Origin of the sequence: Streptomyces sp. NBC_01176 (assembly GCF_045039825.1) — a bacterium.
Lineage (GTDB): Bacteria > Actinomycetota > Actinomycetes > Streptomycetales > Streptomycetaceae > Streptomyces.
Genome location: NZ_CP108600.1, coordinates 8,531,530 through 8,553,176 on the forward strand (window position 1 = coordinate 8,531,530; position 21,647 = coordinate 8,553,176).

The following is a 21,647-nucleotide window of genomic DNA, read 5'->3' on the forward strand; positions in this document are numbered from 1 at the left end:
GGGCCCGGCCCGTCCCCCTCCTCCTGTTCTCGCTGCTCCCTCCGCGTCAGGCCGTACGGCGCCTGCGCACCCCGGGCGAAACCGCCACCCGGGTGATGGCCCAGAACAGCACGAGCACGAGCAGCGCCAGGACCGCGGTGAGCGCCGCGCCGCCCGCCACCTTCTCGTAGTTGCGCTGGTACAGGCCGTCCAGGATGTAACGGCCGACCCCGCCCAGACTCACATAGGCCGCGATCGTCGCCGTCGAGACGATCTGGATCGCAGCCGAGCGCAGGCCGCTGAGGATCAGCGGCAGCGCCGCGGGCACCTCGACCTGGAACAGGATCTTCCGCTCCGCCATGCCCATGCCCCGGGCCGCGTCGACGGGGGACGGGTCCACGGTGCGGATCGCCTCGTACGTCGTGATGAGGATGGGGGGGATCGCCAGCACCACGAGCGGGATCATCACGGGCACGATGCCGAGGCCCAGCCAGACGAACATCAGCACCAGCAGTCCGAAGGTGGGCAGCGCGCGGGCGCCCGCCGACACGAACGCGAGCGCGTTGCCGCCGCGGCCGGTGTGTCCGGTGGCCAGGCCGATCGGCAGACCGACGGCCGCGGCGATGGCGAGCGCCCCGGCCGTGTACTGGACGTGCTCCCACACGCGCTGCGGGATGCCGTCGTAGCCGTGCCAGTGGGACCCGTCGGTGAAGAAGGACTGCATGAAGTTCAGTACGTTCACGAGACGCTCTCCGGTGTGCGGGTGGGGCCCGGGATCGTGGTGGACGTACCGCGCCCGGCCCTGCGGGACGAGGGCGGCTGCCAGGGGGTGAGGACCCGCTGGAGCAGCACGAGCAGGGCGTCGACCAGCACCGCGAGGACGGCGGTGGTGACCACCGAGTTCACGGCGAGCAGCGGCCGGTGGTAGAGCATCGCGGTGGTCAGCAGGTTGCCGAGCGCCCCCTGGTTGCCGATCAGCGACCCGACGCTGACCAGACTGATGCTGGAGGCGGTCGCCACCCGCAGTCCGGCCATGATCGCCGGTACCGCGATGGGCAGTTGGACCTGGAGGTAGCGGCGCACGGTGCCGATGCCCATCGCGGCCGCGGCCGCGTTCGTCTCCTCGGGGACCGAGCGGACGCCGTCGACGACCGCCGGGACGATCACCACGAGGCTGTACAGACACAACGGGATCATGACGGTGGTCCGGCTCAGTCCCGTGTAGTCGATGAGCACCACGAAGAAGGCGATCGACGGGATCGCGTACAGCACCGTGGTGGTCCACAGCACCGGTGGATAGATCCAGCCGAAGCGGACGCAGAGCAGTCCGATCGGCAACGCCAGCAGGAGACCGACGAGCACGGGGACCAGCGCCTCCAGCATGTGCCCGCCGATCAGGCCGGCATAGCTGCTCTGGAGGTCGCTCGGGATGTCGAAGAAGCCGTTCATCGAACGACCTTCGCGGGGGCGGACTCCTGGGGGGCGTCAGCGGCGCGCCGCTGACGGGCCGCGCGGATCGCCGCGGCGACCGTCTCCTGGCCGGCGAGTCCCAGCACCCGTCCGGACGCGTCCACGCCGACCGCCTGACCCGTGGGGGACAGCACCGCCCGGTCCAGCGCGACCCGCAGCGAGTCCCGTCCGACCTCGAAGCCCTGACCGTACGGCTCCAGTCGCTGCACCTCGCCCGCCCACACCGTCAAGTCGGCCCAGCCCAGGGGCCTTCCGTCGGCGTCGGTGACCAGGACCGGTGCCTGAGCGGTCTGCTGCCCGGCGAGCTGCTGCCAGTCGGTGCCGACCGGGAAGACCTGGGAGCGGTCGAGGGCGAGGTCGCGCGTGGACAGGAACGACAGACCGCGGATGCCCCGGTCGCCGCCGAGGAACTCCTCCACGAACGCGTCGGCGGGCGCCGACAACAGCTCGTCGGGGGCGGCGAACTGGGCGAGTTTGCCGCCGGTGCGCAGCACGGCCACCCGGTCGCCGACGGTGATGGCCTCGTCCATGTCGTGGGTGACGAACACGATGGCCTTGCCCAGTTCGCCCTGAATACGCAGCAACTCCTCCTGCAGGCCACGGCGGACCACCGGGTCGACCGCGGAGAAGGGCTCGTCCATCAGCAGGATCGGCGGGTCCGCCGCCAGCGCGCGGGCGACGCCGACGCGCTGCTGCTGACCACCGGAGAGCTGGTACGGGTAGCGGCGGGCCATGCCCGGGTCGAGCCCGACCCGTTCCATCAGCTCCGCCGCACGGGCGCGGGCACGCTGCTTGGACCAGCCGAGCAGCCGCGGCACCGTGGCGATGTTGTCGAGGATCGTCCGGTGCTGGAAGAGCCCGGCGTTCTGGATGACGTAACCCATCGACTGGCGCAGGGCGTTGACCGGACGGCGCGTGATGTCCTCGCCGTCGACCCGGATCGTGCCGCTGCTGGGCTCGACCATGCGGTTGATCATGCGCAGCGTGGTGGTCTTGCCGCACCCCGACGGTCCGACGAGCACGGTGATGGAGTGGTTCGGTATCTCTAGGGACAGGCGATCGACGGCCACCGTGCCGTCGGCATATCGCTTGCTGACATCTTCGATGGCTATCAAGCGTCGAAACCCTTCGGGAACGGCTGTGTTCGGACGTGACCGGATCACGTGCACGAGGGTGCGTAGTCTAGCCAGTTGGCGCGTACGTTCGGTCACCCCAGGGGGTTCCCTGTCGCGTGATGCCCAGGTGGAGCGTGCGTTGCGACGGGAGCCGCCGCGGTCGGCGCGCTCTCCACCGGGCGGGTGACCTCCGGGCGTGGCGGTGCGACGCGGTCGTCGGTGCCCGGTGAGACTGTCCCCCACGCCCGCCGCCCGGGGACGCAGTCCCTGCCACAGCCCGGAGAGACCTCGTGCGATTCCCCTTCCACCGGGCCGCGCTGGCCGGCGCCGCCGTCCTCGTCGTGTCGACGACCGCCCCGACCGCGCCCGCCGTCGCGGACGACACGGTCGCCGATCCGGCACGCTATGTGAACCCCTTCGTCGGTACCGCGCCCGGAGGGGCCGATTTCGGCCATGGCGGGGGCGCCGGGAACACCTTCCCCGGAGCGACGGCACCGCTCGGCGGAGTGCAGTGGAGCCCGGACACGGTGACCTACCAGCACGGCGGCTACGCGTACGGGGACAACCGGATCGGAGGGTTCAGTCTCACCCACCTGTCCGGAGCCGGGTGCAAGGACTACGGCAACGTGCCCTTCATGCCCCTGCTCGACGGCGACACGACCGGGCAGGCCACCTTCTCGCACGCCCACGAGCTGGCGTCGCCCGGCAGTTACCGGGTCACGTTCGACAACGGCATCCGCACCGAACTCGCCGCCACCCAGCGCTCCGGCGCGGCCCGCTTCACCTACCCGGCCACCGCGGGCCGGGCCGCCGCGCTGAGCGTCGACGCGGGCAAGGCCTTCAACGCGGCCACCGGAGCGGTCGACATCGGCACCAACACCCTGTCCGGATACACGGACAGCGGCGGCTTCTGCAAGTCGCACAACCGCTACCGGCTCCACTTCCACGCCACGTTCGACCACCCCTTCGCCCACGCCGTCCACCCGGGCGGCAGGCCCGGCGCGGCCCTGGTCTCCTTCGCCCCCGAGGTCCGCACGGTGACCGTCCGGGTCGGCGTCTCGTTCGTCGACGCCGAGGGCGCGGTCCGCAACGTCACGGCCGAGCAGCAGGGGCGTCCGTACGACGAGGTCCGGCGGGCCGCTCGCGCCCGCTGGAACGACTGGCTCGGACGTATCGCCGTCGGCGGCGGCACCGAGGTCCAGCGCCGTGTCTTCTACACCGCCCTCTACCACGCGCTCCTGCACCCCAGCGCGTTCAGCGACACCGACGGCCGCTACCCCGGCATGGACGGCGCCGTGCACCGCACCCGCCCGGGACATGTCCAGTACGCCGACTTCTCCGGCTGGGACGTCTACCGCTCCCAGGTCCAGCTGATCGCCCTGCTGGCCCCGGCCGAGGCCTCCGACATCGCGCAGTCCGTCCTCGACCAGGGCCTCCAGGCCGGGTACTTCGACCGCTGGACCGTCGCGAACGGCGGCACCGGCGTCATGGTCGGCGATCCGCTGCCGGTGATCGCCTCCGCCGTGCACGCCTTCGGCGCCACCGACTTCGACGCCCGCGGCCTGCTGCGCGCCGCCATGGCGGGCCGTGAGGACGAGCGCCAGCGGCCGGGACACCGGCAGTACGACACCCTCGGCTACGTCCCCTCGGGCGCCAAGGGCGTGTGGGGTCCGGCGGCCACCACGCTCGAATACGCGGTCTGCGACCACGCGTTGGCCCAGCTCGCCGACCGACTCGGCGACACCGCCGCGTACCGCACCCTGGCGAAGGCCGCCGGGAACTGGCGCAACCTCTTCAACCCGGCCACCGGCTACCTCCAGCCGCGTGCGGCCGACGGCAGCTGGCCGGCCTTCGACCCCGCGCAGACCACCGACTACGTGGAGGGCAACGCCGCCCAGTACACCTGGATGGTCCCGCACGACCTCCCCGGTCTCTTCCGCCTGATGGGCGGGAGCGCCGCGGTCACCGGCCGTCTCGACACCTTCTTCAGCCGGCTCAACGCGGGCGGCAGCGAGCCGTACGCCTACCTGGGCAACGAGCCCTCCTTCGACACCCCTTGGGCGTACGACTACGCGGGCCGTCCCGACCGCGCGCGGGAGACCGTCCGCCGCGCGCTGGCCACCCTGTTCGCCGACCGTCCGGACGGTCTCGTCGGCAACGACGACCTCGGCGCGATGTCCTCCTGGGCGGTCTGGGCCGCTCTGGGCATGTATCCGCAGACACCCGGCACCGGACAACTGGCCCTCGCGGAGCCCCTCTTCCCCACCGTCACCCTGCACCGCCCGGGCCGCCCCGGGATCGAGATCACCGCTCCCGAGGCCTCGGCCACCAGCATCGACCTGAGCACGCTCACCCGCACGGCGGACGCGCGCAAGGGCCTGTGAGGGGCCGGGCGACCGGCATCGTCAGACGGTGAGGACCCGCACCCCCGCCTCCTCGAACCGGCGCACGGTCTCCTGATCGACCGCCGTGTCCGTGACCAGCGTGTCCACCAGGTCGGTCGGGCAGATCAGGGAGAAGGCGCGCTGCCCCAGCTTGCTGGAGTCGGCCGCGACGATCACCCGCTCGGCGCGCTCGCACAGCAGCCGGTTGACGGCGGCCTCGGCCTCGTCGTGGGCGGCCGCCCCGTGCACGGCATCGAAGGCGACCACGCCGAGGACGGCGACATCCATGGTGATCTGACCGAGCACGCCGTTCGCGAGGGGGCCGACCAGCTCGTACGACTGCGGACGGGCCACCCCGCCCGTCGTCACGATCTTGAACTGAGGACGCACGGCCAGCTCGTTGGCGATGTTGAGCGCGTTCGTCACCACGGTCAGGGCGGGCGTCCCGGAGGCGAGATCGGGATGTACGGCCAGTGCGCGGGCCACCTCGGTGGTGGTCGTGCCCCCGGTCAGGCCCACCGCCTCGCCGGGGGCGACCAGGCCGGCCACCGCCCTCGCGATGCGCTGCTTCTCCGAGGCCCGGCGGGCGGTCTTGTAGCGCAGCGGCAGTTCGTACGACACCCCGTGCACGACCGCGCCGCCCCGGGTGCGGACGAGCATCTGCTGCTCGGCGAGCTGGTCGAAGTCGCGCCGGATCGTCGCCGCCGACACGTCCAGCTCCACCGCCGCCTGCTCGACCTCCAGCCGGCCCCGCTCCACGAGCAGTTCGAGCAGCGCCTTCCAGCGGGCGTCGCGCGACATCCGCACTCTCCGTTCTTCGGTCCTCCGCGACCCTAGCGCACCGCAATTCTGGCATCGAATGCTTGATTGTGCTTGAAAGCTCGCTATATCTTGCACGAACGAGCATCGGTGCCCGAAGTGGGCCCTGGGGGAGGGACAGGACATGACCCATGTCGAGAACGAGCTGACCAGTCAGCCCGAGTGCTGGATCCGGGCCGCCGAGCTGGCCTCGACGCACGGCGACGCGCTGCCCGCGGCCGGGGAACGGGTCGCGATCGTGGGGTGCGGGACCAGCTATTTCATGGCGCAGTCCGCCGCCGTGCTGCGCGAGGGCTCCGGGCAGGGGGAGACGGACGCCTTCGCCGCGTCCGAGTTCCCGCACACCCGCGCGTACGACCGGGTGGTCGCCCTGACCCGGTCCGGCACCACGACCGAGGTGCTCGAACTCCTCGGGCGGCTGCGCGGACGGACCCGTACGACCGCCGTCACTGCCGACCCCCGGACCCCCGTCATGGACTCCGCGGACGACGTCGTCGTGCTCGACTTCGCGGACGAGCGCTCCGTCGTGCAGACCCGGTTCGCGACCAGCGCTCTCACCCTGCTCCGCGCCCACCTCGGACGGCACACCGACGCCGCGGTCGCGGACGCGCGCACCGCGCTGGAGACCCCGCTGCCCGAAGGGCTCGTCGACTGCGGGCAGTTCACCTTCCTGGGCCGCGGCTGGACGGTCGGCCTGGCGAACGAGGCCGGTCTGAAGATGCGCGAGGCCTCGCTCGCCTGGACCGAGGCCTACCCGGCGATGGAGTACCGGCACGGGCCCATCAGCATCACCACCCGCGGCACCGCCACCTGGATGCTGGGCGAGGCGCCCGAAGGTCTGGCCGAACAGGTGCACGCCACCGGCGGGCAGTGGGTGGCCGGCGGACTCGACCCGCTCGCCGAACTCGTCCGTGCCCAGCGGCTGGCGGTCGCGGTGGCCGCGGCCCGCGGGCTCGACCCTGACCGGCCGCGCCACCTCACCCGCTCGGTCGTCCTCGACGCCCCGGTCCGCTGAGCCCGCTCAACCGCGTCTCGACAAGGAGGAGTTGTGCCACTCGCAGCCACCGGTGACCTGGTCGCCGCCGCGGTCGGGGCGCGGACCGCCGTCGCCGCCTTCAACGTCATCACCCTGGAGCACGTCGAGGCCGTCATCGCGGGCGCGGAGTCCGCGCACGCCCCGGTCGTCCTCCAGGTCAGCGAGAACGCGGTGAAGTTCCGCTACGGACGGCTGCTGCCGCTGGCCCGCGCCGCCGCCGCGGCGGCCGAACGCGCCTCGGTGCCCGTGGCGTTGCACCTGGACCACGTCCAGAGCGACGACCTGCTCCGGCAGGCGCCCGGCGCCGGATTCAGTTCCGTGATGTACGACGCCGCGCGGCTCCCGTACGAGGAGAACCTGGACGCCACCCGGGCCGCCGCAGACTGGGCGCACGCCCGGGGGATATGGATCGAGGCCGAGTTGGGCCAGGTGGGCGGAAAGAACGGTGAGCCGGCGCTCGACGCCCACGCTGCCGGCGCACGCACCGATCCGGCCGAGGCCCGCGCCTTCGTCGCCGACTCCGGCGTGGACGCGCTGGCCGTCGCGATCGGCAGCTCGCACGCGATGACCACACGCACCGCGACCCTCGACCACGACCGGCTCGAACGGCTGGCCGCGGCACTCGACGTACCGCTCGTCCTGCACGGCTCCTCCGGGGTACCGGACGAGGAACTCACGGCCGCGGTAGCGGGCGGCATCGCCAAGGTCAACATAGGAACGGCCCTGAACATCGCCATGACCGGCGCCATCCGCGCGTACCTCGCGGGCCGCCCCGAGGCGGTCGACTCCCGCGCCTACCTCAGTGTGGGGCGTGAGTCGATGGCGCGGGCGGTGACGCGTCTCATCGGCGTCGTCGGCGCACCTCCACTCCGAAACGGATGACCACGCGGCGGGAGGGGCGCCGGTGTACCGCCGTCCGGCCGCGTGCCGCCGCGTCCCGCCGCGTCCCGCCGCGCCCCGTCACGTGTCGTCACGTGTCGTCACGAACGCGGAGCGGCGTCCCGTGCACTGCCCGGAGTTACTTCCGCACGGCCCGCAGCACCACGAACTTCGCGTCACTGGCCACGAGTTCACTGTTGCCGAACAGTCGGCGCAGCTTCAGGTGATAACCGAGGTGCCGGTTCCCGATCACCCACAGCTCGCCCCCCGGCCGCAGCGCGCGGCGCGCCTGCGCGAACATCCGCCAGGCCGTGGCGTCCGTCGTCGCCTGGTGCGAGTGGAACGGCGGATTGTTCACGACGAGGTCCACGCTCTCCGCCGGGCTCCCGGTCAGCCCGTCGCCGACCCGGAACTCCGCGCCGTCGCCGTCCCCGGCATTCGCCCGGTAGGTCTCCCGCGCCGAGGCGACGGCCTGGTACGACTCGTCCACGAACAGCACCTCGGCCTCCGGATTGGCCAGCGCGATCGCCGTACCGACGACCCCGTTGCCGCAGCCCAGGTCCACGACACGCTCGGCGCCGCGGCTGCGCGGCAGGTGCTGGAGGAGGAACCGGGTGCCGATGTCGAGACGGTCGGCACAGAACACACCGGCGTGGTTGGTGACGGTGCGGCCGGAGACCGGGCCGACGCCGTCGGGCAGCTGGTAGCGGTACGGCCACGGGTTGGGTTCCCGCGCCAGTCCCCGGAGCGGGGTGCAGAAGATCAGCCGGGCCTTCTTCTCGGCGAGCGAGGTGCGGGTCGGGCCGAGGACACGCTCGAAGAGGCGCAGCGTCGAGGTGTGGATCTCCTTGACCATGCCCGTGCCGACGACGACGGTCCCCTCGTGCACGCCGGGTGCCAGCCGGTGCAGCTGGTCCTCCAGCAGGGCGAGGCTCTTCGGCACCCGGACGAGGAGCACGTCGATGCGGTCCGGCGGCGCGTCCTGGGTGGTGAGGAGGCGTACCGCGTCCGCGGCGGCTCCGTTGCGGGCCAGGTTCGCCCGGGTCGCCTCCTGGGTGAGGAAGGAGTCGGTGATCTGCGTCGGCCGGTGTTCCGACAGCGCCGTGGTGAGCGCGCCCCAGCGGTCGCCGGCCACCACGACCGTCCCGGACAGCGCGGTGCCGCTCTCCGCGAGGTGTCGCAGCACATACGTGTCGGCGGCGTCCCAGGCACGCATCTGGTCGCGGGGGTCCTCCGGGAATCGGGTCAGCGCGTACTCGGCCCAGGGTGTCGTCATACGGTCGTTCATCGTGGCTCCAGGCTAGCCGAGCACGGCCCTGCTCCCGGCCGGGGAGCGTCACGGGCCGCCGGAGACCGGGCCGGGAGACGGGGGAGACGGGGGAGTCCCGGACGGTGCGTGATGATGGGTTCCATGGACGGCGAGCTGTTTCCCCGTACCCGCAGGGAGGTCGCGCCGGGCGCGGTGCACCTGCCCGACTGGCTCGACGCCGGCCTCCGGCGGGAGCTGCTGGAGGCCTGCCGGGCCTGGGCCCGCCCGCCGGCGGGACTGCGCACGGTCCACACCCCCGGCGGCGGCACGATGACCTCGCGGCAGGTGTGCCTCGGCTGGCACTGGTACCCCTACCGGTACGCGCGCACGGTCGTTGACGGCGACGGCGCCCCCGTGAAGCCCTTCCCGGCCTGGCTGGACGAACTGGGGCGGCGCGCGGTGACGGACGCGCTCGGCGCCGACGCGGTGTCGGCGGCGTACGACATCGCGCTGATCAACTTCTACGACGCGGACGCCCGCATGGGCATGCACCGCGACGGCGACGAGCGGTCGGACGCGCCGGTCGTGTCGCTGAGCCTCGGCGACACCTGCGTCTTCCGGTTCGGGAACGCCGAGACGCGGACGAAGCCCTACACGGACGTGGAACTGCGCAGCGGGGACCTGTTCGTGTTCGGCGGGGCGTCCCGACTGGCCTACCACGGGGTGCCCCGGGTGTACGCGGGCACGGCGCCGCCCGAACTCGGGCTGAGCGGGCGCCTGAACATCACCCTGCGGGTGAGCGGCTTCCCGGCCGGCCCGGGCACCGCGGGTGACGGAACGGTGAGCGGAACGTCACGCCGGCGGTGAGGGCTTCCGGACGGCCGGGCGGGTCACCGTTCGAGCGGATCATGGGAGACTCGCCCTCATGAACGGCAAGGCGGGCCCCCGGGTGGCGGGGGAAGGGAACACGCGGACGCGGCTGGACCGGGGGCGCGGTGCGCTCGGTCCGGCGCTAGAGCTCGTGCACACCGGACGTGCGCCGACGCGTGCCGTGCTCACCGCCGAGCTGGGGGTGACCCGGGCAACCGCGGGCGCGGTGGCCGCGGAGCTGGAGGCGCTGGGGCTGATCCGGGTCGACGCGCGTCCCGGGGCGGCGGCCGGTTCGCAGGGGCGGCCCTCGCACCGTCTCGAAGTCGCCGAGGACGGGCCGGTCGCGCTCGCCGCGCAGGTGCACGCCGACGGCTTCCGCGCCGCGCTGGTCGGTCTCGGCGGGCGGATCGTCGCGACCGCGCCCGGCTGCGAGACCGTCGACGCCGATCCGGCGAAGGTGCTCGGCTCCGTCGTCGAGGCGGGCGCCGAACTGCTCCGCGCGACCGGACGGCGCTGCGTGGGCGCCGGACTCGCCGTGCCGTCCGCCGTCGCCGAACCGGAGGGACTCGCCCTCAACCCGTTGCACCTGGCCTGGCCCGCGGGGGCCCCGGTACGTCAGATCTTCGCCGAGCGGGTGCGCGCGGCGGGCATCCAGGGACCGGCCTTCGCGGCCAACGACGTCAACCTCGCCGCCCTCGCCGAGCACCGGCACGGAGCGGGCCGCGGCTCACGTGACCTGCTCTGCGTCGCCACCGGGCACCGGGGCGTCGGCGGCGCGCTGGTGCTCGACGGCCGCCTGCACACCGGCAGTTCGGGCCTCGCCCTCGAAGTCGGCCACCTCACCGTCAACCCCGAGGGCCGCCCCTGCCACTGCGGCAGCCGCGGCTGCCTGGACGTCGAGGCCGACCCCCTGGCCTTTCTCACGGCGGCGGCCCGCGACCCGGGCCCCGAGGTGTCCCTGCTCGAGGAGTCCAACGAACTCATCCGCAACCACTACACCGACCCGTCCGTACGCACGGCCACCGAGGCCCTGATCGACCGGCTGGGCCTCGGACTCGCGGGACTGGTCAACATCCTCAATCCCGACCGGATCATCCTCGGCGGGCTGCACCGCACCCTCCTCGACGCCGACCCGGACCGACTGCGCGCCGTCGTCGCCGACCGCAGCCTGTGGGGGCAGAGCGGCGGCGTCCCGATCCTCGCCTGCACGCTGGACCACAACAGCCTGGTGGGGGCAGCCGAGTTGGCGTGGCAGCCGGTGCTGGACGATCCGCCGGCGGCGCTGGCCCACGCCTGAGACGACCCGAGGCGAGGCCGGCCCATTCCTGAGACGAGCCGAGGCGAGGCCGGCCCATTCCTGAGACGAGCCGAGGCGAGGCCGGCCCACTCCTGAGACGCCCCGCGGCGTCGTCGGCTCACCCCCGACCCGATCCGCCGCGGCGCCAGGGCACAGGGGTGAGCGTCCGAAGCCGGCGCCGATCACCTCTCAGTGGGTCCGACGGCGGGGAAGGGCCGACGCCACTCCACGCCGAACGCGCGTCCGGGGTTCTCGGTGAGGATCTGTGCCACCAGCTCCTCACCCAGGGCGAGTTCGAGCCTCGGCCGGACCCGGCGCAGCAGATACGGCAGTCCCGGACCACCGTCGACCGAGCGCGCCGCCGCGGTGGTCGTGTCGCCTCCCAGCAGCAGGCGGTGGCCGAAACCGGCGTCGGCGAGCGCCCGCAGGGCGTCGGGCATGCGCCAGTCGGTGGCGTGGTTGGCCCGGGAGGGGCCGTCGAAGGCCAGGTACGCGCCGGCCTCGGCGGCCTGGCGGTGCACCACGAAGTCCGGCGAACGGTTCAGGTGGCCCAGGATCACCCGGTGCGGTGGAACGCCCAACTCACCGCACAGCAGGTCGAGTACGTCGAGGCCGGCCGTGCCCAGCTCCAGGTGTACGGCGATCGGCGCCCCCGTGGCCCGGTGGGCCTCGGCCGCGGCGGTCATCGTCCAGCGGGCGTGCGCGTCCAGGCCGTGGAAGCCGCCCGCGACCTTGATGATCCCGGCCCGGACCCCGGACGCGCCGATGCCCTCCGTCAGCTCGGTCACGAACACCTCGGCCAGCCTGCCTCGCAGTTCCGCCGGCAACTCCGGTGCGTAGTGGGCGGCTTGGTGCAGTCCCGTCGCGGCGACCACGTGGACGCCGGTGTCACGGGAGAGCGCCGGCAGATCGGCGGCGCGCCGGCCCAGCCCGTACGGCGTCCACTGCACCAGGCTGCGGCCGCCCCACGCGCGGAACGCGGCCAGCTCGGCCCGTGCGGCGGACGCGTCGCGCAGTTCCTGACCGGGGAGCAGGGGGCTGCCGAAGAAGAGGTGGTCGTGCGCGTCGCACACACCGAGTTCCCCGGGCGGCACGTCACCGAGGACCGTACGGACCGTGTTCACCACCGGGGTCCCCGGGGGAGCAGGTCGCGCTCCGGCGCCGACACGTGCAGCACCTGGAACACCTCGCCCGACGTCTCGGGCGCGTCGTGGTCCCAGAGCGAGAAGTGCACCACCTCCCAGTGGCGCGGGTCGACGGCGGCGGCCGCGCACACCGCCCCGTCGAGACCGGCCAGCCGCCTGGCCCCGGCCGCCGCGTCCGCCATCACCTCGGACAGCTCCACCCCCTCCGGCACGGGCCGCCGGCTCCGCACCGCGACGCGAGCCGGGGCACCGGCGGCGGCGCCCTCCTCGTACGCGAGGCCCGTCCAGTGCTGCACCACCGGCCTCCCGAAGTCGTCGACGAGCCCCTGGAAGGCGCCGCCCCACAGGAAGGAGTTCATGCCCTCGACGGTGTTCCACAGGTAGAACGGCGCGTACTGGTCGACCGGCGACCCGTGCACGCCGCGTTCGCGCATCAGATACGCCTTGAAGCCCAGTCCCTCCCAGCCGTCGAGCAGGTGCCCGATCCGGGAGACGCGGGCGCGGATGATCCCCATGTCGTAGTCGGCGGGGAGGGTGAGCTCGTACTGCATGGCATGCATCTGGCGACTCCGGAATGGCTCGTCGGGCTCGTCGGGGCTTGCGGGTTCTGCGCGGGCCATGTGTCCGTGGGCCGGTGAAGGGATCGCCGTGCGTGAGGTCCACGGTGCGTCCTGGCCCGGGTGGTTCACCGGCCGGAGGAGTCCGGGGCCAGCAGGGCGAGCAGTCCGCGGACGCCCGAGTCGAAGGCCGCGGGAGAGCCGGCGGCGCGCGCCAGCACGTATCCGCCCTGGACGGTGGCGAGGATCGTCGCGGCGATCTCCTCGCCGTCCAGCGAGGGCGCGAACTGCCCCTGCTCCTTGCCCTCTTCGACGATGCCGGCCAGGCACTCGCGCAGCCGGTCGAGGGTCTCGTCGACGGGAGCGCGCAGCTCGTCGCTGGCGATCACGTCCGGGTCCATCGTCAGCCGTCCGACCGGACAGCCGCGCAGGACGTCGCGTTCGCGGCGCAGATACGCCTCGATGCGCTCGTACGGGGAGCCGGGTGCGCAGAGCACTTCCTCGGCGGCCGCCCACAACTCCTCGGCGGTGCGGCGGATCGCGGCCAGGGCGAGGTCGGGCTTGCCGGTGAAGTGGTGGTACATGCTGCCCTGCCCGGCGCCCGCGTGCTGCTGGATCGCCTTCGGGCTGGTGCCCACGTAACCCCGCTCCCACAACAGTTCGCGTGTCGCCTCGATCAGCCGCTCCTGAGTGCCCATGACGTCACTGTACATACCAGTAGGTACAGAAGTACATACCAGTAGGCACAGGGCCCGGTCGCGCGAGGAGGAAGCCCCCGCCCGGACCGGGGGAAGCAGTCGAGGTCGCCCCGCGTACTCCCGCGGAGGTACGCGCACTGCCGCTGGCCGTACGACGACCCGGGGGCCCCGCGGGAGCGACTCTCGAGGCAACACAGCAGACCCGATGAGGAGATGACCCGAAATGCAGACCCTGGCGAACTGGGACGGCGGCCCCGGGCCGTGGATCCTCTTCTTCCCGCTGGTCTGGGCGGCCGCCGTGATCGGTGTCGTGACCGTCCTGCGCCGCACGGTCTGGCGCGGTGGCCGCGGACCGTGGCGCGCCCGGGGCGACCTCGGTCCGGCCGGGGCCCTCCGGGCGACGGGCGACTCGCCGATCGCCGTGCTCGGCCGCCGCTTCGCGTCCGGCGAGATCGACGAGGACGAGTACTGGCGCCGGCTGTCCGTACTCGACGAGCAGTTCGGACTCACGGGCAAGGGCGGAGCGGCATGACCACGGTGACCGCGACACGTCCGGCCGCGGGCGTCACCGACGCCGTGAAGGTGTACGGCAGCGGCGACACCGCCGTACGGGCCCTCGACGGGGTGAGCGTCGGCTTTCCGGCCGGGCGCTTCACCGCGATCATGGGGCCCTCGGGCTCCGGCAAGTCCACCCTGATGCACTGCGCGGCGGGCCTGGACACGCTCTCCTCGGGCACCGCCTTCATCGGGGACACCGAGTTGGGCACGCTCGACGACCGGCGTCTCACCCTGCTGCGCCGCGATCACGTCGGCTTCGTCTTCCAGGCGTTCAATCTGGTCCCGACGCTCACCGTCGCGGAGAACATCACGCTGCCCCTGGACCTCGCCGGGGCCAAGGGGTCCCCCGAGTGGATCGACGCGCTCGTCGACGTCGTGGGCCTGCGCGACCGGCTCCACCACCGCCCCTCCGAACTCTCCGGCGGACAGCAGCAACGCGTCGCCGTGGCGCGGGCGTTCGCCGGACGTCCCGACGTCGTCTTCGCCGACGAACCCACCGGGAACCTGGACTCGCGGGCCGGCGGTGAGGTCCTCGACCTGCTGGGCGCCGCGGTCCGCCGGATGAACCGCACGGTCGTCATGGTCACCCACGACCCGGTGGCCGCGGCCCACGCCGACGAGGTCGTCTTCCTCGCCGACGGCCGCCTCGTGGACCGGATGGAAGCCCCGACCGCCGACAAGGTGCTGGACCGCATGAAGGCCCTCGACACCAAGGGGGCGCCCTCGTGAACGCCTCGCTCCGCATCAGCGTCGCCTCCCTGCGCGCTCACAAACGGCGCTTCGCCGGTACGTTCGTGGCGGTGTTCCTGGGGGTCGCCTTCCTGACCGGAACGCTGGTCATGGGCGACACCCTGCGGGCCAGTTTCGACACCATGTTCGGCAACGCGGCCAAGAACACCGACGCGGTCGTCCGCGGCGCCGACACCATCACCACGCCCGGCGAGAGCCAGGGCGTCCGGCGGCCCGTGGACGTCGGCCTGGTGAGGACGATCGAGAAGGCCCCCGGAGTGGCCGCCGCCGTGCCCGACATCGAGGGCGCGGGCCAGCTCGTCGACGCGCACGGCAGGCCCATCGGCGGCCAGGGCCCGCCCACCCTCGCGGGCAACTGGATCGCGGACCCCCGGCTCAACGCGTACCGGATCGCCGAAGGCCGCGCCCCCGCGAAGTCCGGCGAGGTCGTCGTCAACCGGGGTGCCGCGAAGAAGGGCGGCCTGAGGATCGGCGACACGACGACGCTGCGCACCCCCGACCCCGTCCGGGTGACGATCGTGGGCCTCGCGACGTTCGGCGGTGAGGACGGCATGGCGCAGGTGACCTTCACCGGCATGACACAGGCCGACGCCGAGAAGTACCTCACCGCGAAGCCCGGCGAGGCCGCGGGCATCCGGGTGCGGGCGGCCCCCGGAGTCGGCCAGGAGAAGCTCGTCGCCGGACTGACCCCGCTCCTGCCCGCCGGCGTCGAGGCGATCACCGGTCAGGCGTCGGCGCAGGAGAACACCGACATGATCTCCAGCCAGTTCCTGACCGTCTTCACCACCTTCCTGCTCGTCTTCTCCGGTGTCGCCCTGCTCGTCGCGACCTTCTCCATCCACAACACCTTCGCGATCGTCGTCGCCCAACGCACCCGCGAGAACGCCCTGTTGCGGGCCCTCGGCGCCTCCCGCCGCCAGGTGACCGTCTCGACCCTGGTGGAGGCGAGCGTCGTCGCCGTGACCGCCTCGGCCGCCGGCCTCGGGGGCGGCATCGGCATCGCGGCCGGACTGCGGGCGCTCTTCCCCGCCGTCGGATTCCCCTTCCCGTCAGGCGATCTGGTGATCGGCGGGCTGTCCCTGCTGCTGCCGCTCGCGGTCGGGGTGGTGGTCTGTCTCGGCTCCGCGCTGCTGCCCGCCGTACGCGCCGGACGCACCGCACCTCTGGCGGCGCTGCGCGAGACGGCCGTCGACCGGTCGGGGGCCTCACGGGCGCGGGCCGGCGTGGGTGCCGCGCTGGCCGTGCTCGCGGCGGGGGCCACCCTGACCGGCGTCCTGGCCACTCCCTCCCTGTGGCTCGCGGGTCTCGGCGCCGTACTGGCTCTCGCCGCCTTCGTGGTCCTCGGCCCGGTCGCGTCCTCGACGGCCGTACGCGTCATCGGCGTCCCCCTCGACCGGTTGCGGGGCGTCACGGGTTCACTCGCCCGGCGCAACGCGCTGCGCAGCCCCAAACGGACCGCGGCCACCGCGAGCGCCCTGATGGTCGGCGTCGCCGTCGTCTCGCTCTTCACGGTCTTCGGCGCCTCGTTGAAGGCCACCATGGACCGCACGGTCTCCAGGTCCTTCGCGGGGGACGTGGCCGTGAGCACCCCGTCGTTCGGCGCGGGTGGCAGCGGGCTGAGCCCGGGGCTGGCGCCCGCGATCGCACGGCAGCCCGTGGTGAAGTACGCCGTCGGGCTGGGCCGTGGCGTCGCCGAGGTCGACGGTAAGGGCCGTGCCCTGACCGTCACCGATCCGGCGGTGCTCGGCAGGGTCTTCGATCTCGGCGCCGTACAGGGCTCGCTCGACCACCTGGGTGCCGACGGGATCGCCGTCACCAGGAGCGAGGCCGTCAGGCAGCACCTCACGACCGGTGACACCGCCCGGCTCGCCTTCACCGACGGCCGGCAGGTGAACTTCACCGTCCGCGCCGTCTACGGACGCTCGGAACTCGCGGGCGACTACGTCATCACCCGCGCCGCCTGGGCTCCGCATCGCACCCAGGACGCCGACACGCTCGTCGCCGTCACCTTCGAGGACGGGGTGGGCACGGCCGAGGGCAAGGCCGCGGTGAAGCAGGTGGCCGCTCGGTACGGCGACCCCGAGGTGCAGACCCGCGACGAGTACGCGCAGTCCTCGGCCGGGGGCGTCGACATGATGCTGACCCTGGTCTACGCGCTGCTCGCGCTCGCGGTGCTCATCGCCCTGCTCGGTATCGCCAACACCCTCACCCTCGCGATCCACGAACGCACCCGCGAACTCGGTCTGTTGCGAGCGGTCGGACAGACCCGCGCGCAACTGCGGGCCATGGTCCGCTGGGAGTCGGTCCTCGTCGCCGCCTTCGGCACGGCGGGCGGGCTCGCCCTCGGTGCCTTCCTCGGCTGGGTCCTGGTGAAGGCCTCCGACGGCACGTCGGACAGTGCCTTCGCCTTCGCGGTCCCGCCCGCGCGACTAGTCGTGGTGGCGCTGGTGGGCCTCGCGGCGGGAGCCCTGGCGGGCCTGCGTCCGGCGCGACGGGCGGCACGTCTGGACGTGCTGCGGGCCATCGGCACGGAGTGAGCCGTCGGGGGCCGTGCGGCCCCCCGCTCCAGCCCGTGGCGTACGGGAAGAGGGTCACCGCCCGGTCAGCCGGCAACGGCCGACCGGGCGGGAGCGTGTTCGGGCCTGCGCCCGTCGAGGGTGTCGACGGTGTGCCGGAGGGTGGGCTCGCGGATCGTGTCGTACGGCGCGAGGACGGGCGCCGCCACCGCGGGCGAGGGCGCCGGAAGGGTGAACCACACGACCTTGCCCGACTCCCCGTCCGGTCGTACGCCCCAGCTCTCGCTGACGGCGGCGACCATCGCCAGGCCCCGCCCGCAGGTGGCGGTGGGACCGGCGTCCTGCAACTCGGGCAGGCGGGGGTCGTGGTCGTGCACCGAGACCGTGAGCCGGTCGAGCAGCAGCTCGATCTCCACGGTGCACACCTTGTCCGGCTGGGCGTGCAGGTGAACGTTGGTCAGCAGTTCGGTCACGCCGAGCGCGGCCCGGTCGATCAAGGGGTCCAGATGCCAGTAGCGCAATTGCGCAGAAACGATTCTGCGGACCTGGCCGATCCGCGACGGCAGGGCTTGGAGCTCCACCGTGCAATGCCTGTTCGGCTGGCTGATCACGGCTGCGACTCCCCGAATTGAGGTCCGGAAGAAGGCGGAGATCGGATCCAGCAGAGTGGCTGAGTGGGACAGCCGCCTGCTGTGGTGACCGGCGGCTGGTTCGCAGCGTTATCGCCGGTAAACCCAGAGTGATGTGAGAACAGCGTGACTCAGAGGGTGCCGTCCTGCAACTCGCGGCACGTTCGGCGGACACGGCTCGCGCTCCGGGCCGTCGCGGGGCCGCAGCGAAGGGGCTCCCGTCGCGGCCGTCGAGGCCACCACGTCAGCCGCTGCTCCCCGCCGCCCTGCGAACCGCCTCGATGAACCGGCGTGCCGAGGGCGGTCCCGGTTTGCCGGGCGCGGGATCGTGCTCGCCGAGCGTGAGCGAGTAGCGCGTGCCGTTGACGTCCGCCAACGCCCGGTCCTCGGGCGCGAACCAGGGCCTTGAGGCCCGCACCGCCTGCACCGGGGCACTGTCGATCTCGCTGCCGTAGCTCGTGAGCAGCTCCAGCCTGCCGTCGCTGATCCGGACCTGTCCGGCCCGGGTGAGCGAGCGCAGCCTCTTCCCGATCCGCACGCCCGTGGCCGTGAACTCCGGCTCCGCCATGATGCCCCGCCCCCTTGTGCGCCTCGGCTGTGCCCTGTCCCGGATGCCGCGCGGGCGGCGGTCCGGTGTGCGCACCCGCCGCGGGAGCGTCGTCCCGTGCGGTGCGGTCGGACGCGGGCAGCGTCCCGTCCGGTGCAGTCTGCCCGCAGGCAGCGGCGAGCACCAGTGCGCAGGACGAGGTGACAGCGGGGAAGGGAGCACTCGCACGGGTGCGCCCCCATCGCTTCGGACATCCTGCCCCAGGGGTGCCTTTGGGTCGCTCAAAGACGTGTTTATGCAGGTGAGAAGCGTGCGCAAGGTGTTTATGATCGGGGCGTCCGACCATCTGAACCGGCGTCGGCGTGATGCGTAAGGAGCCCCGCCGTGAGCAGCCCCCAGCAGTTCCGGACCGGCGAAACCCTCGACGTCGACCACAGCGACGCGCGGTACCGGACCTGGCTCAAAGAGGCCGTGCGCAAGGTGCACGCGGACGCGAACCGCTCGGCCGACACGCATCTGCTGCGTTTCCCGCTGCCCGAGGCGTGGGGCATCGACCTGTATCTGAAGGACGAGTCGACCCACCCCACCGGGAGCCTCAAGCACCGGCTCGCCCGATCGCTGTTCCTCTACGGCCTGTGCAACGGCTGGATCCGTCCGGGCCGTCCCGTGATCGAGGCGTCCAGCGGCTCGACGGCCGTCTCCGAGGCGTACTTCGCGAAGCTCGTCGGAGTGCCCTTCATCGCGGTGATGCCGCGCACGACGAGCGCCGAGAAGTGCCGCCTGATCGAGTTCCACGGCGGCCAGTGCCACTTCGTGGACGACTCCCGCAGGATGTACGAGGAGTCCGCCGCCCTCGCGGTCGAGACCGGCGGTCACTACATGGACCAGTTCACCTACGCGGAACGTGCCACGGACTGGCGCGGGAACAACAACATCGCCGAATCCATCTTCCGGCAACTGGAGTTGGAGCGTTTCCCGGAGCCCGCGTGGATCGTCGCCACGGCCGGCACCGGCGGCACCTCGGCGACCCTCGCGCGCTACGTCCACTACATGCAGTTCGACACCCGCATCTGCGTCGCCGACCCGGAGAACTCGTGCTTCTTCGAGGGCTGGACCACCGGCGATCCGGACGTCACCTACGACTGCGGCTCGCGGATCGAGGGCATCGGCAGACCCCGGATGGAACCGAGTTTCGTACCCGGCGCCATCGACCGGATGATGAAGGTGCCCGACGCCGCGACCGTGGCGGCCGTGCGGGCACTGGAACAGGCCATCGGCCGCAGGGCGGGCGGTTCGACCGGTACCGGACTGTGGAGCGCGCTGAAGATCGTCGCCGAGATGGTGACCGAGGGACGCAACGGCAGCGTCGTGACCCTGCTGTGCGACCCGGGGGACCGGTATCTGGACAAGTACTACTCGGACACGTGGCTGGCCGACCAGGGCCTGGACATCGCGCCCTTCACGGCCGCCATCGCGTCGCTCCTGGAGACGGGCGTCTGGCCCGACTGAACCCGCGTCGCGCACGCGCGCAGGGCGAACCGCCGCGACAGGCGACGTACGCGCCGGTTCTACGCGTGTGCCGAGGCCAGCCGCCGGTCCAGCGCCGTGACGGCGTCCCGGAAGGCGCGGCCGAGACCCGCCCGGCCCACCCTCAGGCCCACCCGGAAGGGAGCCGTCCCGTCGGCGGCGAACGTCCACTGCACCCGCGTGCCCCTCCCGGCCGGCGTCAGCCGCCACTCCTCGACCAGGGCACGGGCGCCGGGCGCGTTCGTGACGTCCACCCGGTACGCGTACACCTCGGGGGCCCTGGACACCAGCACGGTCTCCTGGAAACGCGCGCCGCCACGGAGCCGGACCTCACGCCCGGTGCCGTCCCCGCTCGGCCGGGCGAGCGTCACGGCCGAGAACCACTCGCTCCAGCCGGACACGTCCTCGGCCAGCGCCCGGAAGACGGCCCCGGGAGGAGCGGTCATCTCGCGGGCGAACACCAGACGCAGGGGAGCGGTCCCGGCGAAGTCGGGACCGACCGGGCGCAGACGGCGTGCCATGGGCGAAACCCCCTGATGGGAACGGAGTCCCGGGCGCGGGCGGACGAGGACCGGAGCGCACCCGTACCGCGGACCGCCGCACGAGCAGCGTCACCCTAGCTGACAGCCCGTCAGATGTCTGTAGCGTCCGCCGGTTCACCGGCCACCACGAGATGCGTCGGGTGTTCGGCGATCTCCGCACGCGCCTCGGCCGACAGCCCGGCGTCCGTCACCAGCGTGTCGACCTGCTCCAGCGCGGCGAACGAACTCAGCCCCACCGTGCCCCACTTGGTGTGGTCGGCGACCACCACGACACGCCGCGCGGACTGCACCAGGCGCCGGTTGGTCTCGGCCTCCGCCAGGTTCGGTGTGGACAGCCCCGCCTCCACGGATATCCCGTGCACCCCCAGGAACAGCACGTCGAAGTGGAGCGCGGCGATGGCCTGGTCGGCCACCGGGCCGACGAGCGAGTCGGACGGCGTGCGCACCCCACCGGTCAGCACGACCGTGGCCGCACCCTGCCGCTGACCGGAGACGCGCTGCGCGGCATGGAACACGTCGGCCACCCGCACCGAGTTGGTGACCACGGTCAGGTCCGGCACGTCCAGGAGCCGATGGGCCAGCGCGTAGGTCGTCGTACCGCCCGAGAGCGCGATCGCCGTGCCCGGTGCGACCAGCTCGGCGGCGGCCCGCGCGATGTCCTCCTTGGCGGTCAGCTCCAGACCCGACTTGGCCTCGAAACCCGGCTCGTGCGTACTCGCCTCGGCCACCGGCACCGCACCGCCGTGGACCTTCTCCACCACACCCTGGCGCGCGAGAGCGTCGAGGTCGCGGCGGACCGTCATGTCGGAGACCCCGAGCTTGCGCGTCAGTTCGTTCACCCTGACGCCGCCCCGGCGCCGCACCTCGTCGAGGATCAGGGCGCGACGCTGCTCCGCGAGGAGGTTCTGATTCTCACTCACGTCCGCTCCGGTCCTTTCGCCCGCCCTGCCCGACACTCCGTCCGAACCCACTCCCACGTGGCCATTCTCCCTCTCCGAGGCCTGCAGGACGACCCATCCTCGCACGCGGCCCCGACAGTCGCGCCACTCCCTGTGAGGTCCCCGTTCCTCTCCCTTCGCC

Annotated in this window: 21 protein-coding genes; 9 read left to right on the forward strand and 12 right to left on the reverse strand. The window is 72.7% G+C overall.

The features are described from left to right. Window positions 1-46: 46 nt before the first annotated feature. From OG199_RS37135 to OG199_RS37145, 3 genes are read right to left on the reverse strand one after another with little or no spacing between them, the layout of a single operon-like run. Complete coding sequence (locus OG199_RS37135; RefSeq protein WP_266696941.1) at window positions 47-721, reverse strand: ABC transporter permease; 675 nt, start codon at window positions 719-721, stop codon at window positions 47-49. Then, window positions 718-1,428 (reverse strand): ABC transporter permease, encoded by a 711-nt coding sequence (locus OG199_RS37140; RefSeq protein WP_266696940.1) that lies wholly within the window; start codon window positions 1,426-1,428, stop codon window positions 718-720. The genes OG199_RS37135 and OG199_RS37140 overlap by 4 nt, the downstream gene beginning before the upstream one ends. Next, complete coding sequence (locus OG199_RS37145; protein ID WP_405833204.1) at window positions 1,425-2,564, reverse strand: ABC transporter ATP-binding protein; 1,140 nt, start codon at window positions 2,562-2,564, stop codon at window positions 1,425-1,427. Before OG199_RS37145 ends, OG199_RS37140 begins: the two co-directional genes overlap by 4 nt. A 290-nt stretch (window positions 2,565-2,854) precedes the next feature. Here OG199_RS37145 and OG199_RS37150 point away from each other — a divergent pair, with 290 nt between their 5' ends. Next, window positions 2,855-4,948, forward strand: coding sequence for a GH92 family glycosyl hydrolase (locus tag OG199_RS37150; protein ID WP_405833206.1), 2,094 nt, complete (start codon window positions 2,855-2,857; stop codon window positions 4,946-4,948). Between the two features lie 21 nt (window positions 4,949-4,969). Here the strand turns inward: OG199_RS37150 and OG199_RS37155 are convergent, their stop codons facing one another. Continuing rightward, window positions 4,970-5,749, reverse strand: a complete 780-nt coding sequence (locus OG199_RS37155) for a DeoR/GlpR family DNA-binding transcription regulator (RefSeq protein WP_405833208.1) — start codon at window positions 5,747-5,749, stop codon at window positions 4,970-4,972. A 142-nt stretch (window positions 5,750-5,891) separates the two neighbouring features. On the opposite strand from OG199_RS37155, the gene OG199_RS37160 reads away from it, so the two are divergent. Both OG199_RS37160 and OG199_RS37165 read left to right on the forward strand, forming a co-directional pair. Then, complete coding sequence (locus OG199_RS37160; protein ID WP_405833210.1) at window positions 5,892-6,782, forward strand: SIS domain-containing protein; 891 nt, start codon at window positions 5,892-5,894, stop codon at window positions 6,780-6,782. Window positions 6,783-6,815: 33 nt separating this feature from the next. Continuing rightward, a complete protein-coding gene (locus tag OG199_RS37165) occupies window positions 6,816-7,685 on the forward strand; it encodes a class II fructose-bisphosphate aldolase (protein WP_356800976.1) in 870 nt (289 codons plus the stop codon). Between the two features lie 136 nt (window positions 7,686-7,821). Here the strand turns inward: OG199_RS37165 and OG199_RS37170 are convergent, their stop codons facing one another. Further along, window positions 7,822-8,970 (reverse strand): methyltransferase, encoded by a 1,149-nt coding sequence (locus tag OG199_RS37170; RefSeq protein WP_405833212.1) that lies wholly within the window; start codon window positions 8,968-8,970, stop codon window positions 7,822-7,824. Window positions 8,971-9,093: 123 nt separating this feature from the next. On the opposite strand from OG199_RS37170, the gene OG199_RS37175 reads away from it, so the two are divergent. Next, entirely contained in the window at window positions 9,094-9,798 is a 705-nt protein-coding gene (locus OG199_RS37175; RefSeq protein ID WP_356800978.1) for an alpha-ketoglutarate-dependent dioxygenase AlkB, read from the forward strand. Between the two features lie 58 nt (window positions 9,799-9,856). After that, the gene (locus OG199_RS37180) at window positions 9,857-11,098 is read left to right on the forward strand and encodes an ROK family protein (RefSeq protein ID WP_401801812.1); all 1,242 of its coding nucleotides are present in this window, start codon (window positions 9,857-9,859) and stop codon (window positions 11,096-11,098) included. A 182-nt stretch (window positions 11,099-11,280) separates the two neighbouring features. Here OG199_RS37180 and OG199_RS37185 read toward each other — a convergent pair whose 3' ends face one another. The 3 genes from OG199_RS37185 to OG199_RS37195 form a co-directional block, all read right to left on the reverse strand. Further along, complete coding sequence (locus OG199_RS37185) at window positions 11,281-12,222, reverse strand: phosphotriesterase (RefSeq protein ID WP_405833214.1); 942 nt, start codon at window positions 12,220-12,222, stop codon at window positions 11,281-11,283. After that, complete coding sequence (locus tag OG199_RS37190; RefSeq protein ID WP_405833216.1) at window positions 12,219-12,803, reverse strand: DUF4865 family protein; 585 nt, start codon at window positions 12,801-12,803, stop codon at window positions 12,219-12,221. The genes OG199_RS37185 and OG199_RS37190 overlap by 4 nt, the downstream gene beginning before the upstream one ends. A 125-nt stretch (window positions 12,804-12,928) precedes the next feature. Next, complete coding sequence (locus OG199_RS37195) at window positions 12,929-13,513, reverse strand: TetR/AcrR family transcriptional regulator (protein WP_405833218.1); 585 nt, start codon at window positions 13,511-13,513, stop codon at window positions 12,929-12,931. A gap of 208 nt (window positions 13,514-13,721) precedes the next feature. Here OG199_RS37195 and OG199_RS37200 point away from each other — a divergent pair, with 208 nt between their 5' ends. Genes OG199_RS37200 through OG199_RS37210 form a run of 3 tightly spaced genes read left to right on the forward strand, consistent with a single transcriptional unit; the run spans window position 13,722 to window position 17,343 of the window. Next, entirely contained in the window at window positions 13,722-14,030 is a 309-nt protein-coding gene (locus tag OG199_RS37200; RefSeq protein WP_356800983.1) for an SHOCT domain-containing protein, read from the forward strand. After that, on the forward strand, window positions 14,027-14,785 hold the full coding sequence (locus tag OG199_RS37205) for an ABC transporter ATP-binding protein (RefSeq protein WP_356800984.1): 759 nt from the start codon (window positions 14,027-14,029) through the stop codon (window positions 14,783-14,785). The genes OG199_RS37200 and OG199_RS37205 overlap by 4 nt, the downstream gene beginning before the upstream one ends. Further along, window positions 14,782-17,343: an ABC transporter permease gene (locus OG199_RS37210; RefSeq protein WP_405833220.1), complete on the forward strand. Its 2,562-nt coding sequence runs from the start codon at window positions 14,782-14,784 to the stop codon at window positions 17,341-17,343. Before OG199_RS37205 ends, OG199_RS37210 begins: the two co-directional genes overlap by 4 nt. Before the next feature lie 65 nt (window positions 17,344-17,408). On the opposite strand, the gene OG199_RS37215 is transcribed toward OG199_RS37210, so the two are convergent. Both OG199_RS37215 and OG199_RS37220 read right to left on the reverse strand, forming a co-directional pair. Beyond that, window positions 17,409-17,933 (reverse strand): ATP-binding protein, encoded by a 525-nt coding sequence (locus OG199_RS37215; protein WP_356800986.1) that lies wholly within the window; start codon window positions 17,931-17,933, stop codon window positions 17,409-17,411. A 262-nt stretch (window positions 17,934-18,195) separates the two neighbouring features. Continuing rightward, window positions 18,196-18,519, reverse strand: a complete 324-nt coding sequence (locus OG199_RS37220; RefSeq protein WP_168526651.1) for a hypothetical protein — start codon at window positions 18,517-18,519, stop codon at window positions 18,196-18,198. Between the two features lie 363 nt (window positions 18,520-18,882). Here OG199_RS37220 and OG199_RS37225 point away from each other — a divergent pair, with 363 nt between their 5' ends. Then, complete coding sequence (locus OG199_RS37225; RefSeq protein ID WP_401801828.1) at window positions 18,883-20,007, forward strand: PLP-dependent cysteine synthase family protein; 1,125 nt, start codon at window positions 18,883-18,885, stop codon at window positions 20,005-20,007. A gap of 59 nt (window positions 20,008-20,066) precedes the next feature. On the opposite strand, the gene OG199_RS37230 is transcribed toward OG199_RS37225, so the two are convergent. Beyond that, on the reverse strand, window positions 20,067-20,546 hold the full coding sequence (locus OG199_RS37230) for an SRPBCC family protein (RefSeq protein WP_405833222.1): 480 nt from the start codon (window positions 20,544-20,546) through the stop codon (window positions 20,067-20,069). Window positions 20,547-20,656: 110 nt separating this feature from the next. After that, the gene (locus OG199_RS37235) at window positions 20,657-21,487 is read right to left on the reverse strand and encodes a DeoR/GlpR family DNA-binding transcription regulator (protein ID WP_356800989.1); all 831 of its coding nucleotides are present in this window, start codon (window positions 21,485-21,487) and stop codon (window positions 20,657-20,659) included. Window positions 21,488-21,647 lie beyond the last annotated feature (160 nt).

Excerpts from the sequence above, each read along its gene's own strand:
- OG199_RS37140 (WP_266696940.1), bottom strand. The coding sequence starts at position 1,428 with ATGAACGGCTTCTTCGACATCCCGAGCGACCTCCAGAGCAGCTATGCC.
- OG199_RS37155 (WP_405833208.1), bottom strand. The coding sequence starts at position 5,749 with ATGTCGCGCGACGCCCGCTGGAAGGCGCTGCTCGAACTGCTCGTGGAG.
- OG199_RS37160 (WP_405833210.1), top strand. The coding sequence starts at position 5,892 with ATGACCCATGTCGAGAACGAGCTGACCAGTCAGCCCGAGTGCTGGATC.
- OG199_RS37170 (WP_405833212.1), bottom strand. The coding sequence starts at position 8,970 with ATGAACGACCGTATGACGACACCCTGGGCCGAGTACGCGCTGACCCGA.
- OG199_RS37230 (WP_405833222.1), bottom strand. The coding sequence starts at position 20,546 with ATGGCACGCCGTCTGCGCCCGGTCGGTCCCGACTTCGCCGGGACCGCT.
- OG199_RS37200 (WP_356800983.1), top strand. The coding sequence starts at position 13,722 with ATGCAGACCCTGGCGAACTGGGACGGCGGCCCCGGGCCGTGGATCCTC.
- OG199_RS37205 (WP_356800984.1), top strand. The coding sequence starts at position 14,027 with ATGACCACGGTGACCGCGACACGTCCGGCCGCGGGCGTCACCGACGCC.
- OG199_RS37190 (WP_405833216.1), bottom strand. The coding sequence starts at position 12,803 with ATGCATGCCATGCAGTACGAGCTCACCCTCCCCGCCGACTACGACATG.
- OG199_RS37220 (WP_168526651.1), bottom strand. The coding sequence starts at position 18,519 with ATGGCGGAGCCGGAGTTCACGGCCACGGGCGTGCGGATCGGGAAGAGG.
- OG199_RS37175 (WP_356800978.1), top strand. The coding sequence starts at position 9,094 with ATGGACGGCGAGCTGTTTCCCCGTACCCGCAGGGAGGTCGCGCCGGGC.
- OG199_RS37195 (WP_405833218.1), bottom strand. The coding sequence starts at position 13,513 with ATGTACAGTGACGTCATGGGCACTCAGGAGCGGCTGATCGAGGCGACA.
- OG199_RS37180 (WP_401801812.1), top strand. The coding sequence starts at position 9,857 with ATGAACGGCAAGGCGGGCCCCCGGGTGGCGGGGGAAGGGAACACGCGG.